The organism is Cellulophaga sp. RHA19 (assembly GCF_002813425.1).
Classification (GTDB): domain Bacteria; phylum Bacteroidota; class Bacteroidia; order Flavobacteriales; family Flavobacteriaceae; genus Cellulophaga.
On record NZ_PHUL01000001.1, the window covers coordinates 418,083 to 433,949 of the forward strand.

The following is a 15,867-nucleotide window of genomic DNA, read 5'->3' on the forward strand; positions in this document are numbered from 1 at the left end:
TTGGTGCTAGAGTAACTGATTATTTCACTTTTAAAGAAGACAAATTTGAATTTGAAGATTGTGGTGACTTTGAAGGGTAAAACATTTTATAAAAATGATTATAAAACATAAAGCGGTTTAAATTTAATTGCCTAAAACCTATACAAACAACCGCTAAACAAAAATAAATGAACAGAATAGCAATACTATACCAAGCTCAAATTACGCCTGTAAAAGATGGAATTCAAAAACCTATGAAACCAGGAGGTTATTCTGATAGCGGAGCTGATATTGCCTTTGAATTAATAAAAAACAATATTAATGTAATTACACCTGTGGAAAATCCAAATCAAAACAATGATAAAGATTGGGTTTTTCCTGATACAAAAATAGGGATTGAAGCGGCATTACAAAAGGGTGCAAAAATCTTTTGGCTAAATACCGTTTTATATAAACACCATAACATAGAAAATTACTTTAACAAAGGGTTAGAATTTGTAGGACAAACAACTAAATTAGTTGATGTTTATGATGATAAAATGTTTACTAATAGTTTATTAAAATCTAATAATATTCCTATTCCTAAAAATGAATTAATAACTATAGAGAACTACAATAATTTATTGCTAGAATTAGAGTTTCCGGTTGTTCTTAAACCTATTAGAGGAAGAGGTAGTCAAGGAGTTACTAAGATTGAAAACAGTAAAGAACTCACAAACAATCTTAACAAGATATTTAAAAAAAGTAGTTACGGAAATGCTGCCTATGTAGAACAATATTTATATGGACAAGAAATTACAATTACTGTAATGCCTCAGGGGAATTATGTAATCAATAACAAAAAAGAATATTTTAATAGACCTTGGTGTTTGCCTGCTGTTAAACGATTTAATCACAATAATGGAATTGCACCTTACAACGGAACCGTAGCTGTGATGGAAAACAGTGAAGTTTTGAGCGATAAGGAGTTGCAAACAACTGAAATCCAAGAAGTATATGAGCATTGTATTAAGTCGGCCCAACTAATTGAAATAAAGGCACCAATTAGAATAGATTGTAGAGCTAACGATGAAGGAAAATATTTTTTATTTGACCTAAATATGAAACCGAATATGACTGGACCTTCTAGACCTCATAGAAAAAAACAAGACAGCCTAACTCTACTTTCTGCAAGAAAAATAGGATGGAATTACTTTGATTTATTAAGTAATATCTTGAATCAAAAATGGAAATTCAACAGCTAACAAAGTTTAAATATAATAGCTAGTTGTAGGCTGCTTACAAATCCCGAAACGTAGGAGTTAGCAGATTTTTTATTTGGTTTGTATTTGCTAAATTGGTTTATGAAACACGCGATAAACCATATACAAACACGTAAACAATTAAAAAACTAACCTTACAGAATATGAATTGGATTTTAGGAGTTATTATCATTTTAATTTTACTCTATCTTTTAAGTAATTACCGAAAGAAAAAAAGAAGAAAAAAAACTCTAAATAATTTAGTAAACAATTGGAGTAAACAAAAAAGCAAAGATGAATTTCATTTTGTGTCAATAGAAAAATATTTTAATAATAACAACGAAAAAAAAGATGCCTTTCATACCATATCTGATAGATGCGCAACTGATTTAGACATTAATGAAACTTTTAAAATAATTGACAGAACTTCTTCAAAAATTGGACAACAATATCTGTATTACAAATTAAGGTCAATTAAAAACAAAGATAAATTAAAGGATTTTAGTAATTTAACACTTCTATTTGAAGAAAATGAAGATTTAAGATTAAAAGCTCAATTAAATTTAACGAGTTTAAATTCTAATGATTCTTACTCACTTGAAAGTTTAGTTACATCACAACCAATTGAAAAACCAAAAATTATTTGGTTAATTTATACATTATCTATTTTATCAATATCTTTTATTTTTTTAGGTTTTTTCTTTCCTATATTTTTCATTTTCCTTATTCCTATACTTGCAACAAATATGGTATTTCATTATAAGAATAAATGGGAAGTTTCAAATTATATTGATGGTGTAAGCCAACTTTCTAAAGCACTTGTTGTTTCGAAAAATCTTGTCAGTTATCCAAAAATTAAAAATCACTTTAACAACACTTCATTTATAAAAGAAATTGAAGCAATTAGTTTAAAAACAGCTTTTATAAGTTTTGAGAAAAAAGTTGATAATGAATTTGCAATTGCTTTTTGGATAGTAACAGAATTTATAAAAGTTCTTTTAAATTTTGAGTATATTATTTTTTATAGTTTTATTGATTCAATTACAAAAAGGAAAAAAGACCTTAAAAATATGTTTCATTTTATAGGCGAAATTGATTCTGCTATATCGACAGCTTCATTAAAAGCAAGTGAATATGAATTGTGCGAACCGAAATTTATAGAAGAAAAGGAATTAGTTGTAAAAGATATTTATCATCCATTGATTAAAAACTGTATAGTCAACAGTTTAGATTTATTAAATAAAAGCTTATTACTAACTGGTTCAAATATGTCTGGGAAAACAACATTTATTAGAAGTGTATCAATAAACAGTGTTTTAGCACAAACAATCAATATTTGTTTTGCAAAAGAATATGTTGCTCCATTTTTTAAATTGTATTCTTCAATAAGAATTACTGATGACATATTAGAAAACACAAGTTATTATCTTGAGGAAGTTTTAACTATTAAAGAATTAACAGATGCCTCTAACAGTAAAAATCCTTGTCTTTTTGTATTAGATGAAATTTTTAAAGGAACTAATACAATAGAGAGAATTTCGGGAGGAAAAGCTATATTATCATATCTTAATAAAGGAAATAACGTTGTTTTAGTTTCGACACACGACATTGAATTAACCAATATTTTAAATAAAGAGAATTTTGAATTATTTCATTTTAGTGAGTTAATAGAAAACAATGAGCTCACTTTTGACCATAAACTAAAAGAAGGAAAATTAAAAACTAGAAACGCAATTAAGATATTAGAATTATACAATTTTCCGAAGGAAATAATAGGAGACGCAAGAGAAACTGAAAAAATAACATTTGCCAATACCATATGTAATTAATTGCCTGTCTAGTGGCTACTTACAAATCCCGAAGCCTTGGCACTCTCGGAATATTCTATTCGATTTTTATTTACTAAATTAGGTACTTAAACTAGTAACTACCCAAAGCCTAACTGTTAGTAAATATTAAAATGAAACAATCTTATCCAAATGAAATATAGAAGTATAATTACATTCTGTTTGCTAATACTTTTGCTCCTGTTTGCATCAATGACTAACTCAACAGGCCCTTCCTATGTTCATGCAGAAATTAAACCTATTTCAATTAATAAAAAAGGTGAGATACTTTGCAAAACTCGTTTTACAAAAAACGAAATGGGCGCTTATAGTCCTATGAAAATAGAATATGGATTTTGCGTTATTACTAAAGATACAATTATAGAATTTAAAACAAAAACAATTAACCCTAGTCCTGAGGCTTCTTATTATGACCAAACAAAGTATTGGTATGATAAATTTGAATCTGAAACAAACCAAAAACAATTAGACGAAATAAAAAAAAGTATTCTTAAAAACGAATATGATTTCTCTTTAAATCAAATTGACTCTTTTAAAATAGACAAAGTAATGTCAATTTCAGATTTTGAAAAAACTAAAAAAATATCTCTAAAAAATAATAAACAAAAAGCATTACATAACGCTTACAGCAAAGAATATTATAGTGATAAAAAGGTTCATTTACTGTATGATTTTGGAGATATTCTAATTTTTAACAATAATAATGATATTGATAATAATAAATTAGAACTAGAACTGGGAGCTGAATTTAACTACTATAATTCTTCTAATAGTTTAATTAATGATAAGGGTGAAAATATAAACTTAGGGTTTGAAATTAATAAAGTGACAGGTATATTAATAGTCAAATAAAGAGTATAAAAAAACATCATATATAGCAATGTGATAACCTTTAAATGTTGCTTTAAACAACAATCTATATTGCTCTAATAATGAAAGTAGCAATTATAACATTATCTTTAGTTCTGTGTATTTCTTCTTGTAAAAAGAAACATAAAAACACAGAAAAAAGTGTTACATCTGCTGCCAGTCTGGAGATAGAAAAAAAGAATTTAAGGCTATTATTAATTCTTTTAATGTTAAAGGAGCAATATTAATTTATGACTTAAAACAAGACACCTACTTTTTTGCAACCAATTTAGAGCCAAATAAAGATTTTTAATTAAATACTTTTATAAAAAAAAGAATGAATTTAACTCTTATGGCTTTAAAAAAGTTAAACGTTCTAAAATAAATATATCTATAGCTTAAGCCATTTTTTATAGTTTTTTTAAGCCTTATAATACATATAATTTACTCTTAGTAAAAAATTTAAGAATTAAATTCGGTATTCTATTTTCTCATTAATAAAAACAATACTAAATTGCCCTACATAAATATCACCCAAAAATAAAGTATTTACGCACTAAGTATTTAATAAAAACCAACGTTTATTAGGCCAATTAAAGAATTATGACAACTACACAATTAAAACAACAACTGTTAAGCGCACACCAAAGAGATAAAAAACTTTCATTATTAGGTTTCATATTAATAATAGTTGCCATAGCAATTGTTGCAAGTTTAGTATACGTATATGCTTATGACGCTGTTGCCAGCTATATACAAAATATGCTAAAAGGAATTACAGACACTGCAAATAGTGACGAAACCCCTTTTTACTACAAATTAATTGTGCCTGCTATACTAGTTTCTATGTTAGCTGCACCAGTATTAAAGCTTATTGCCTTAACAAAAAGGCCTAAATTAATAGATGAACTTATTCTTAAAATTGATAATGGTGCTATAGCATCTAACATAGAACAAAGAACTGTATATAAAATTATAATACCGCTTTTAAAAATTAACATAAGGCTAGCTCCTGTAGAATATGTTACCATAGTACTAGACCAAGATACCAAATACAAACCTTACGACTTACCTATTGAAGCCTATGACATTCCAGATTTAAAGCTAATATTAAGTGGTGTAAACACAGAACAAATAAATAAAGCTTGGGATGAATTATACAGTACCAGTGAAAATAAAAACGAAGAAATAGAGTATCCACTAAAGCCTAAAGATGAATTTAAAAAATTTATAGATACTACATTATTTAATGAGATTAACCAGTTAGAGCAAGATAGAAACAAAGACAAAAAGAAGTACATAAAATACCTTATATTTTCTGTCATAATTGTTCTTATTTTCGGAGGCGGATATGCTTATCTACAGTTATCAAACACTCCATTTAAATCAGAATATATCATTTATGCTTTCTTTATAGCATTTGGACTTTCATACGCCTATATAATTGCTCTTAGCACTAGCAAAGTTAAACCAGGTACAGTTACAGTTGCTAATTCTAGTAATAGTTTTAAAACTAAAATTTTAAAACCGATGATTGACTTTATTAACCCCAATTTTCATTTTGTATTACACGGACATATTACCTTACCAGAGTTACTAGAAACTGGTCTATTGCAAAACAAACAATACATTATAGATGGTAATGACCAAATATTGGGAGCGCACAAAGGAGTACCTTTTCAGATGAGTGATCTTGATGTAGCATACCAAGAAAACTTTTCTAGTGAAAAAAGTGGTCCAGACCAAGTTTTTTATGGTCAGGCTTTTATTGCTAAATTCAACAAAAAATTTAGCTCAGAGTTATATTTAGTTCCAAAGAAAACTTCTAAAAAGAAGGTTATAGATTCTGTTTCTGAAACCTTAACACTAGGAATGGCAGGTACAAGAACCACAGATATAGATATGTATACTAGTTATGATTTTGGCTCTAAAGTAATGCTAGAAGACCCAGAGTTTTCTAAATTATTTAATGTGTATTGTAATGACCAAACTGAAGCTAGGTACATTTTAACTCCGGCTTTAATGGACAAAATAAAATCAATAGCCAATAGAACCAAAGGAGATTTATTTATCTCTTTTAAAAATAATAGAATATCAATCTTAAATAATAGCGGTTTAAATAATTTTGAACCTGGAAGATTTAAATCTTTAAGTAAAAATGACAATGAACTCTTATTAGAGTTTTATTCTAATTTACACAACCAATTATCAATTATAGACGATTTAAAATTAAACATTAACATCTGGAATAAAAACAATTAAAATGGGAGCAGGAATAATAGTAACATTAGTAGTACTTGCAGTTATAGTCATTACAATCATTTCAATTTTTAATAAAATGACAAGGGCCAAAAACCAAATTGAAAACTCAATTTCATCATTGGACGCATCCTATATAAAACGAAGCGACCTTATACCCAATTTGGTTGAAACAGTAAAGCAATATATGACTTATGAAAAAGGTACATTAGAAAAAATTACGGCGCTAAGATCATCAAAATCTAACTCAGACCCAGCAATAGAGAAAGAAGGAAGTCAGGCTTTAAAAAATTTAATGATACAAGTAGAAAATTACCCAGAACTTAAAGCAAACTCACAATTTACCAACTTACAGTATAGTTGGAACGAGTCTGAAGAGCAAATTGCAGCTGGCAGAAGATACATTAGTTCCTCTATTACACATTATAACAATTCTATTAGCACATTCCCAGCAAATACTGTTGCTAAGCTATTTGGATTTAAAAGCTACCAATGGCAATACGCAACTAAAGAGCAACAAGAGAACATAAATGCTAATGAATTGTTTAATTAAACAAAGTATTACCAATATTTATACTTAAAAATAAATTATATTGCTACAATCATTAAAAAGTATAAAAAATGGAACGATTTAGTAAAAAATTTATTACCACAAAGGATTTAGAATGGGAAGAACTTGGCGGAGGAGTGTCAAGAAAATTCTTAGGTTATGACAACCAAATTATGATGGTAAAAGTAAAGTTTAACAAAGGTGCACTAGGTGCTCCACACCAACACTTTCATACGCAAGCTACCTACTGTGTATCTGGTAAGTTTGAATTTGAAATTAATGGTGAAAAGAAAATTGTTGAAGCAGGAGATGGTGTTTACATAGAACCTAATCTACTGCACAGCGCTGTTTGCCTAGAAGAAGGTATGCTTATAGACACGTTTAGTCCTGTTAGAGAAGATTTCTTAAGCGGTGACGGTGTTTCTTATTTTGGAGATAAGAAATAACACTTAAAAAATGCTGTTATAAAAACAAACAGTACCTTATTATTAAAATTTCCGAAGCTTTGTTGCACGCGTTCCTGAGCTTCGGATTTTTTTTGGCTTATATTAAAAAAACTATGAAACAAATTATACTGTTATTAGCTTTAATTTTATTTTCAAACTTATTAAGTGGCCAATCTGAAAATGACATTACTACGTTTAGCAAAAAACTAGATCAATTTTATAATGTGCGCGATTTTTGCATTTCTAAAAACGGTAATGAAGCTTATTTTACAATACAGAGTCCTTCTGCAGAAATTTCTAAAATAGTAACACTAAAAAAAGAAGGCAATCAATGGTTAGAACCCAAACTACTACCCTTTTGTGATGAGTTTATGTATCTAGAACCTTTTTTATCTCCAGATCAAAATAGGCTATTTTTTGTATCAGACAGGCCTTTGGATGATACTGCTAAACAAAAAAAAGATTTTGATATTTGGTATGTAGATAAAGATACCAAAAACAATAGTTGGTCTAAACCAAAAAACTTAGGCAAGCCTGTAAATTCTAATTTAGATGAGTTTTACCCTACAGTAAGTAGCAACAACAATTTGTACTTTACAATGGCATCACCAGATGGCTTAGGTAAAGACGATATTTATTTTTGTGAGTGGAAATTAGGCGCATACCAACCTCCTGTTATATTAAATGAAAATATAAATAGTGATGGTTATGAGTTTAATGCCTTTGTATCTAAAAATGAAGACTTTTTGTTATTTACAAAATACAACACTGCAGACGGTCAAGGAAGTGGTGATTTATACATTTCTAAAAAAGATAAAAATAACAATTGGGCTAAAGCCAAAAACTTAGGCTTACCAATAAACACAAAATACATGGAGTATTGTCCTTTTTATGATGAAGAAAACCAAAAACTATACTTCACCAGTAAAAGAAAAAGTTTAAAACCACAAGAGTTTAAAACAGTTTTAGATTTTACAAACTACGTAAAAGAAGCCAAAAACGGTTTAAGTAAAATATACGTTACCACTTTAAAAATTCTAAAAAATTAAACTAAAAAAACATACGTGGTACAATAATTGTTTAAGACACACAGAACCAAAAATCTTATTTTATGAATAACTCAAAACTATTACTATTATCATTATTTATTTTAATAACTACAGCCTCTTGTAGTAGTGATGATGACGACGCCAGTCAAGAACTATACACACAAGAAGACTTAATCATTATGCACAACAATAGCTCTAAAACCTGGCAATTAGAAGCATATTACAGTGATTATAATTACAAGCAAAAAAGTAAACAAAATGATTGTCTTGTAGATGATATTTACACATTTAAACCAGACGGAATTATAGAAGTAGTAGCGGGATTAGAAAATTGTTACTACGGAGATAACGAAATTGCTGAAGCGGAATATCGTTTTTATGAAGATGAAGGGCTCTTATACATAACTATAATAAGAGGCGAAGTAACTGAAGATCTTGTCAAAACTACTTCTTTTTCCTTACATCTTATAGAGCTAACAGAAAACAGAATGGTGTTTGCTAGTGGAGACAAAGACAACTATAAAATATCTTTAATTTTTATAACAGAATAAGTCTAAAAACTTAAAAAGCCTTGATATCACTATCAAGGCTTTTTTATTGTACTCGAGGTGGGAATCGAACCCACACTCCGAAGAACTGGATTTTGAATCCAGCGCGTCTACCAGTTCCGCCACTCGAGCAATTGTAACGGACTGCAAAAATAAAAATAATTTCTTGTTTTTTTGCAAAAAATAAGAACAATTATCCTTTAGCTTAACAAATAAATTTTTAAATTTGCACCTCGTTAAAAAAAGGACATTTAAGCCCTTGATTACGACCAACATAGAAATCAACAACACAACAATGTCATACTCGGTCCCAGAACCTAAAATTTTTGCTTGTACACAAAGTACAGCTTTAGCTGAAAAAATAGCCAAATCATTTGGATCAGACTTAGGAAAAGTAAAATTTTCAAGATATAGCGACGGCGAATTTCAGCCTTCTTTTGAAGAGTCTGTTCGTGGCGCAAGAGTCTTTATTATTGGATCTACAAATCCAAGTTCAGAAAACTTAATGGAAATGTTACTTATGTTAGATGCTGCTAAAAGAGCATCTGCTAGGCATATTACTGCTGTTTTACCATATTTTGGTTGGGCAAGACAAGACCGTAAAGACAAACCTAGAGTGCCAATTGCAGCAAAACTAGTAGCAAAAATGCTAGAATCTGCAGGTGCAACAAGGATTATTACAATGGACTTGCACGCAGATCAAATTCAAGGTTTCTTTGAAAAACCAGTAGATCATTTATTTGCTTCTACTTTATTTTTACCTTACTTAAAAAGTTTAAAGTTAGATAACCTTACAATTGCTTCTCCAGATATGGGTGGTTCTAAAAGAGCGTACGCATACTCTAAAGCATTAGAGAGTGATGTTGTTATCTGCTACAAACAAAGAGAAAAAGCCAATATAATTTCTCATATGGAACTTATTGGTAATGTAGAAGGTAAAAATGTTGTTCTTGTAGACGATATGGTAGATACCGCAGGTACATTAACAAAAGCAGCAGACCTTATGATGGAAAGAGGTGCGCTTAGCGTAAGAGCTATTACAACGCACGCCTTACTTTCTGGTGACGCTTACGAAAAAATTGAAAAATCTAAACTTTCAGAACTTATAGTAACAGATTCAATTCCGTTAAAAAAGCAAAGTCCTAAAGTTAAAGTTGTAGAATCTGCTGAGTTATTTGCAGATGTTATGACTAGAGTTCACAACAATACATCTATTAGTTCAAAATTTTTAATGTAAAACCGAACTAATACACTAATTTTGCACATTAATTAAATATATATAATGAAGTCAATTACAATTACAGGATCAAAAAGAGAAAGCGTAGGCAAAAAAGCAACAAAAGCCTTACGTAATGCTGGAATGGTTCCTTGCGTAGTATACGGAGGAAAACAACCACTACATTTTTCAGCACCAGAATTAGCTTTTAAAAATTTAGTGTACACTCCAAACGCGCACACAGTTGTAGTAGAGATGGAAAACGGAGAAAAAGTGAACGCTGTTGTTCAGGATATCCAATTTCACCCAGTATCTGACAGAATTATCCACGTAGATTTTTACCAATTATTTGATGATAAAGCGGTAACTATGGATATTCCTGTTCGTTTAGTAGGTAACTCTCCAGGTGTTAAAAACGGTGGTAGATTATTATTTAGAAAAAGAAAGCTTACTATTAAAGCTTTACCTGGTAAATTACCAGATTTCTTTGATATCGATATAAACAAATTAAAAATTGGTGGTAACATAGCAGTTGCTTCATTATTAAATGATGATTTTGCTATTTTACACCCAGATAATACAGTTGTAGTACAAGTTAAATCATCTCGTAACGTTGTTGCTTCTGATGATGAAGAAGAAGAAGGTGAAGCTGCGGCTGAAGCTCCTGCTGCTGAATAAATTACTGCACAAACAAAATAAAGCATCCTGCCTTGGAATTTACCAAGTTTCAGGATGCTTTTGTATTTTTAATACTTTTATATAGTATGATAGTACAATTTTTTAAATCAATTTTTAGAACAAAACCCTTGTTCCAATTAGAAGAAAAAGATCCTATGAAAAAGTTTTTAGTTGTTGGCCTTGGCAATATTGGCGCAGAATACACAGAAACAAGACATAATATTGGCTTTAAAATACTCGATGCTTTTGCAAAAAAAGAATCATTAACATTTGAGTCTCAAAAATTAGGAGCCGTTACCACATATAAAATAAAAGGGCGTACTATTCTTTTTTTAAAACCATCTACCTATATGAATCTAAGCGGTAAAGCCATTAGATATTGGTTAGAAAAAGAAAAAATACCACAAGAAAATCTATTAGTTATTACAGACGATATTAATTTACCTTTTGGAACTATTAGAGTTAAAACAAAGGGTAGCGACGGTGGTCATAACGGACTAAAAGATACACAAAACGTGCTACAGACAACAACCTACAATAGGTATAGGTTTGGTGTTGGCGCAGATTTTGGTAAAGGCAGACAAGTAGACTACGTTTTAGGCGAATGGAACCAAGAAGAGCAAGATAAAATGCCAGAACGTTTAGAACGCTCTATAGAGCTTATTAAATCTTTTGTATTGGCTGGTGTTAAAACTACCATGAACCATTTTAACAACTCTTAATTAACGTGCTTTAAACTGGTAAACTCCAGAGTCGGACGCATTGCCTTCTGCATCTGTAGTAACTACTTTCCAATAATACACTGTATTTATTACCACACCTACTTTAACAGTAGTATTATTAGGCGCATTTGTTGCTAGCAAACCACTTGGCGGTGTAGTTGTTCCAAAGTAAACTTTATAATTTGCTATGTCATTATCTACATCTTCAGCAAGCCACTCTAAAGCAACATCATTATTTGTATCTTTAAATACAGTTTGCCCAGATTTAGGAGAAATTATTTCTGCTGCAAAAGGCGGATATGTAGTTTGTGATCCTGCGTTGTAAAACTTCCAAATTTCACTAGCAGTAGTCTCAGAAACCTCATCGTTTTTAGCAGTTACAAACCAAGAATAAGCAACACCTTTATCTAATACTACTTTTTGCTTTGTAGTTGTGGTACTTAGTGTCTGCGTTAAATTAGTATTTAAGTTAGTTATTTTAACCTCATACAAATCTGTTCTTGCAGAAGCATTCCACGCCAACTCTACTTCACTTGTATTTGTTGTACCTAAAGTAACACCTGTAGTACACTCGGAGCTCTTTAACGGAAAAAGTAGCTCTGGCGTAGTTGGTGGTTTGGGTGAACTTTTAGAACAAGACAGTGCCAATAAACACACAAGTATTAATATTTTTTTCATTTCTTAATTAATTTTGTTTCTCCATTAACCTCAGCACCATTAAACTTTACCACATACACACCTTTTGCTAAACCAGATACGTCTAATGTAACCGTACCATTATTTATAGTATGCTTCTTTTGCTGTAATACCTGTCCGCCTAACGTATAAATAGCAACTGTAACCTTTCCAGTCAAAGTTTCTAAATAAGCTATTGCTTCACCTGCGGTAGGGTTTGGAGAAATTACCGGATTAGCTGCAATATAAATTTGCTTTTCATACATCCCTTGACACTCTAAACCTGTAGATACTTTTATTGTATTTAATCCGTTTTTAAGTGCTAGATTTTTTGTTTTATCTGTAGTTTGCACTACTACACCATTTAACTCTACATTGTACAATTTTGCTCCACTGAGCTCTAATTTAAGTGTTCGATTTGTTACGGCTGATAGTACAGAAAGTACATCTGGTTCTTTAATTACAACAGTAACACAATAATCTTCGTATACTTTTACACCATCTGTTCCTGTAAAGCACAACACATAAATACCTGCATTTAAATTATCTAAAGTAAGTGTGTTGGTAAATTCCTGTGTAATATTAACTCCCGCACCTGTTATTGTAACACTATAATTTATTTCCTCTATTGCATCAATAAAAATTTCTCCATCATTACTAGTAGTACATGCTTCACTAGCTACAGAAATAGCAAAATTATCTGGCATAAACCTGTAAACAGCACAACCATTAACATCTACCTCTACCCCATTTGGTGTTCCCAAACACGCATCATCACCATCATCAAAAACTCCATCATTATCTGCATCTGGACGCAACATTCCCTCTACACAAATCTCTAAATTAAAATCTTTTATTTCTCCTCCGTCAGATGATGCTCCGTCTTTTACTTCTAAAATCCACTCCCCTAAAATAGACTCACCATTTAAAGATGCCAATGAACCCAAAGGCCTAACCGTACCACCAATTGCCGCTCCTGCTCCACTACCACATACAAAACTGGCACTGTCATCATCAAAAACGGCATTTATATCTTGAAAATCGCCACAAGAGTTAGATGTTAAAACGACTCTTGTACCTTGTGGAGATATTAGACTTACTGTTAAATCACTTAAAAAGCTATGGGTAATATCTACAGTTACATTTACATCTGTAATTGGTAAATCATCTAAAAAAGTAATTTTAGATTGTAGTACAGATGTACCTACTGTTGGTATTGTTTTAGGTAAATCATCTGCTTCTTTTATTGCACAACTAACCAAGGCTGTTGTAAAACTGTAAGCGGGTCCAAAAGTACCTTCTGCACATAAACTTTTTGGTTTAACACGCCAGTAATAAGTTGTTTCTGCCTGTAAACTAGTAGGTTTGTAATATGTAAACGGAGTAGATTTTGTTTCTATAATATTAGTAAAAGCAGCATCTGTTGCAATTTCTAAGTCATAAGATGAGTATGCAACATTCTCCTCCCAAGAAAGTGTCTGATTCATATTGACACTCATAGCTCCGTTTCCTGGAGAAATTAAACCTACATCTGCAAAAGTGGTGTTTCCAATAACCAGAGTTAAAACAACCCCAGTTGAATTGGATGTTGAGTTAGACAATACTGTTACCTCATAAGTGCCTGGAGCAACATTTGCAGTATTAGAAAAAGTTAAGTCTACATTGGTATTATTTGTATCTGCAGTAGGCACAGAAAAGTTAACTCCTAAATTTGCTGGAGCACCAAAAACGCTAAACGTAGAGGTTTCATCAAAACCATTATTTACAGTATATTTAAAAGGAACTAATACATCGTTAGGCTGGCAAACATTATAGGTTAACGCCTCAAACTCTAGGTTAACATCTGACGTATTTATAGTAAAGTTTGTTGTATTTATAGCATAATACACATTATTAGTAGGCATCACTTTTATCCTTGCTGTTGTGGTAACTACGTTTGGTATTTGCACAATGTGCGACCCGTCATTAACCACATTCTCTGCTAATAAAGTAGGAAAAGACAAACCAGAATCTATAGACAAGTATATATTTACAGTTTCTGTATTTATAGGCGCAGCGCTAGTACCTGCCACATCCCAAGTTACTTGCTGTACAGAACCAGACTGGTACACCTGGTTAGTTGATTGAGATGTTACCGCAAAAGGACCGGCTGAATTTATAACACGCACATTCATAGTTTCAGACACAACTTGTCCGCCTCCAACAACATTATCTCTTACTGTTAATGCAAAATTTAAATCTCTCTCTACATCAGAAATAGTTTCCCAAGAAGCTCCTTCTGACGGGTTAGTTTGTGTTAAGTTACCCTGAATTACACGTTCTATTTTTGGAAAATAACGTTCTTTTTTTGTTGTTGGTTTTAATGACCTAAAATTTGCTCCACTTGGGTTCTCTGGTCCAAAGTTACTACGTGTTACAACACCATTATCTATTTGTTCCCAGGTATAAGTTAACACATCTGCTGTATCAGGATCTGTAGCATCACCCGTTAACACAAAAGGGGTTGATTTAGGAATTATATAGTTTGATAAAGGACTTATTACTGGCGGATTGTTAGTTATTGAAGTATTGACACCACAACTTAAACTACTAACATATTCTGCTATCTGAAAAATACTGTAATAATGAAAATAATCGTCACCATTGGCTTGCACATTGTTGCCATCTGCAATACCTGCATACCCCATAATTGTAGATCCGCTAGCTGGTTCTGCTTGCACTAAAGTACCTTCAGAATCAAAAGACCACGTATGGTTAGCCCCAAACTGATGCCCTATTTCATGTGCAACAAAATCAACATCAAACAAATCTCCTTCTGGTGTACTACGAGAGGAGTATGCTCTACCTTTCCAGTTGTCATCACATACAGAACCTACAGTACCAGCATTACCTCCGTTTGGTCCTTGATGAAAAAGATGTCCTACATCATAATTAGCAGAACCAATTACGGTAGAAAATGTATTTTGAGCTTGTGTATTTAAACTACCAGAGTACGGATCTGTAGATGCATCTGTGTAAATTACTTGATCTGTATTGGCAATTAACTCTAAATGTATTCCTAAATCAGTTTCAAAAACCTCATTAACTCTTGTTAACGTAGCATTTATTGCTGCCAAGGCGTCTACTACCGTACCTCCGTGGTATGTTGTATACTCTCCTGAAGCCGAAATTGCTATTCTATACGTTCTAAGCGTTTGGTCATTTATTTGCTTAGCTGCAGAAGCTTTTTTGTTGGCTGCAAGTACTGCTTTTGTATCACAAACAAATTCATCTTTATGCTGGTGCGCATCTGCTCCGTAAACAATATATTGTCCATCTTTTATTTTAGATGGTTGCATATAAATAGCCTCTTCTCTATCTCCATGTACAATCATACTCTGCACGCCTTTGTGAGACACACTAAAACGCACACGCTCTTTAGAGTTTTTTACACCGTAACCAACGTAAGACTTTATATCTGGGTATTTTAAAGCTAATTCTGGAGCAAAAACAGCGTGCTCTTCTACATAAAAAGCTTCTAACTCTCCATCATTATGAGGAAAGTAAACTACATTTTTTCCTTTAGCACTAGAATTTGACTCTTCTAGTTTAGATAAAAAAGCAGATTCATCTAAATAAAACGTTTTTGCTTTATTTGCATCTATATTTTGCATAGATTTAGCCACTGAATTTTGTTCCAAAACACCAGTTTTCCAGTAATTCTGTTGCGCAATACCGTAAAAGCTACCAAATAATATGGTTATTGAAAAAACAAGGCGTAGTTTTGTAATCATTCAAAGCAGTTTAATATTCAAAAATAGTCTTTTTA

The 15,867-nt window shown here is 31.3% G+C and carries 14 protein-coding genes and 1 tRNA gene; 12 read left to right on the forward strand and 3 right to left on the reverse strand.

Going from position 1 to position 15,867, the window contains the following annotated elements; all coding sequences use genetic code 11:
- Window positions 1–167: 167 nt before the first annotated feature.
- From AX016_RS01810 to AX016_RS01845, 9 genes are all read left to right on the forward strand, one after another.
- Window positions 168–1,223, forward strand: a complete 1,056-nt coding sequence (locus AX016_RS01810) for an ATP-grasp domain-containing protein (RefSeq protein WP_100893978.1) — start codon at window positions 168–170, stop codon at window positions 1,221–1,223.
- Between the two features lie 161 nt (window positions 1,224–1,384).
- Complete coding sequence (locus AX016_RS01815) at window positions 1,385–3,049, forward strand: MutS-related protein (RefSeq protein ID WP_100893979.1); 1,665 nt, start codon at window positions 1,385–1,387, stop codon at window positions 3,047–3,049.
- 150 nt (window positions 3,050–3,199) lie between these two features.
- Window positions 3,200–3,919, forward strand: coding sequence for a hypothetical protein (locus AX016_RS01820; protein ID WP_157811059.1), 720 nt, complete (start codon window positions 3,200–3,202; stop codon window positions 3,917–3,919).
- An 80-nt stretch (window positions 3,920–3,999) separates the two neighbouring features.
- Window positions 4,000–4,164 (forward strand): hypothetical protein, encoded by a 165-nt coding sequence (locus AX016_RS17165; protein ID WP_157811060.1) that lies wholly within the window; start codon window positions 4,000–4,002, stop codon window positions 4,162–4,164.
- 355 nt (window positions 4,165–4,519) lie between these two features.
- Window positions 4,520–6,178: a DUF3137 domain-containing protein gene (locus AX016_RS01825; protein ID WP_100893981.1), complete on the forward strand. Its 1,659-nt coding sequence runs from the start codon at window positions 4,520–4,522 to the stop codon at window positions 6,176–6,178.
- 1 nt (window position 6,179) lies between these two features.
- Complete coding sequence (locus tag AX016_RS01830) at window positions 6,180–6,728, forward strand: LemA family protein (protein WP_232732584.1); 549 nt, start codon at window positions 6,180–6,182, stop codon at window positions 6,726–6,728.
- A gap of 68 nt (window positions 6,729–6,796) precedes the next feature.
- Entirely contained in the window at window positions 6,797–7,171 is a 375-nt protein-coding gene (locus AX016_RS01835; protein WP_100893982.1) for a cupin domain-containing protein, read from the forward strand.
- 113 nt (window positions 7,172–7,284) lie between these two features.
- Window positions 7,285–8,220 carry a PD40 domain-containing protein gene (locus AX016_RS01840; protein WP_100896780.1) on the forward strand — a complete coding sequence of 312 codons (936 nt, stop codon included), beginning with the start codon at window positions 7,285–7,287 and terminating at the stop codon, window positions 8,218–8,220.
- A 62-nt stretch (window positions 8,221–8,282) separates the two neighbouring features.
- Entirely contained in the window at window positions 8,283–8,771 is a 489-nt protein-coding gene (locus AX016_RS01845; protein ID WP_100893983.1) for a hypothetical protein, read from the forward strand.
- Window positions 8,772–8,820: 49 nt separating this feature from the next.
- Here the strand turns inward: AX016_RS01845 and AX016_RS01850 are convergent.
- A tRNA-Leu gene (locus AX016_RS01850) sits at window positions 8,821–8,900 on the reverse strand.
- Between the two features lie 163 nt (window positions 8,901–9,063).
- Here AX016_RS01850 and AX016_RS01855 point away from each other — a divergent pair.
- The 3 genes from AX016_RS01855 to pth all read left to right on the forward strand — a co-directional run bounded on the left by AX016_RS01855 (window position 9,064) and on the right by pth (window position 11,384).
- Window positions 9,064–10,005, forward strand: coding sequence for a ribose-phosphate pyrophosphokinase (locus AX016_RS01855; protein ID WP_100893984.1), 942 nt, complete (start codon window positions 9,064–9,066; stop codon window positions 10,003–10,005).
- Between the two features lie 45 nt (window positions 10,006–10,050).
- The gene (locus AX016_RS01860) at window positions 10,051–10,662 is read left to right on the forward strand and encodes a 50S ribosomal protein L25/general stress protein Ctc (protein ID WP_100893985.1); all 612 of its coding nucleotides are present in this window, start codon (window positions 10,051–10,053) and stop codon (window positions 10,660–10,662) included.
- A gap of 86 nt (window positions 10,663–10,748) precedes the next feature.
- Window positions 10,749–11,384 (forward strand): aminoacyl-tRNA hydrolase, encoded by a 636-nt coding sequence (pth, locus tag AX016_RS01865; protein ID WP_100893986.1) that lies wholly within the window; start codon window positions 10,749–10,751, stop codon window positions 11,382–11,384.
- Here the strand turns inward: pth and AX016_RS01870 are convergent, their stop codons facing one another.
- Window positions 11,385–12,062, reverse strand: coding sequence for a hypothetical protein (locus AX016_RS01870; RefSeq protein ID WP_100893987.1), 678 nt, complete (start codon window positions 12,060–12,062; stop codon window positions 11,385–11,387).
- Window positions 12,059–15,832 (reverse strand): reprolysin-like metallopeptidase, encoded by a 3,774-nt coding sequence (locus AX016_RS01875; protein ID WP_100893988.1) that lies wholly within the window; start codon window positions 15,830–15,832, stop codon window positions 12,059–12,061. The genes AX016_RS01870 and AX016_RS01875 overlap by 4 nt, the downstream gene beginning before the upstream one ends.
- Window positions 15,833–15,867: the final 35 nt, after the last annotated feature.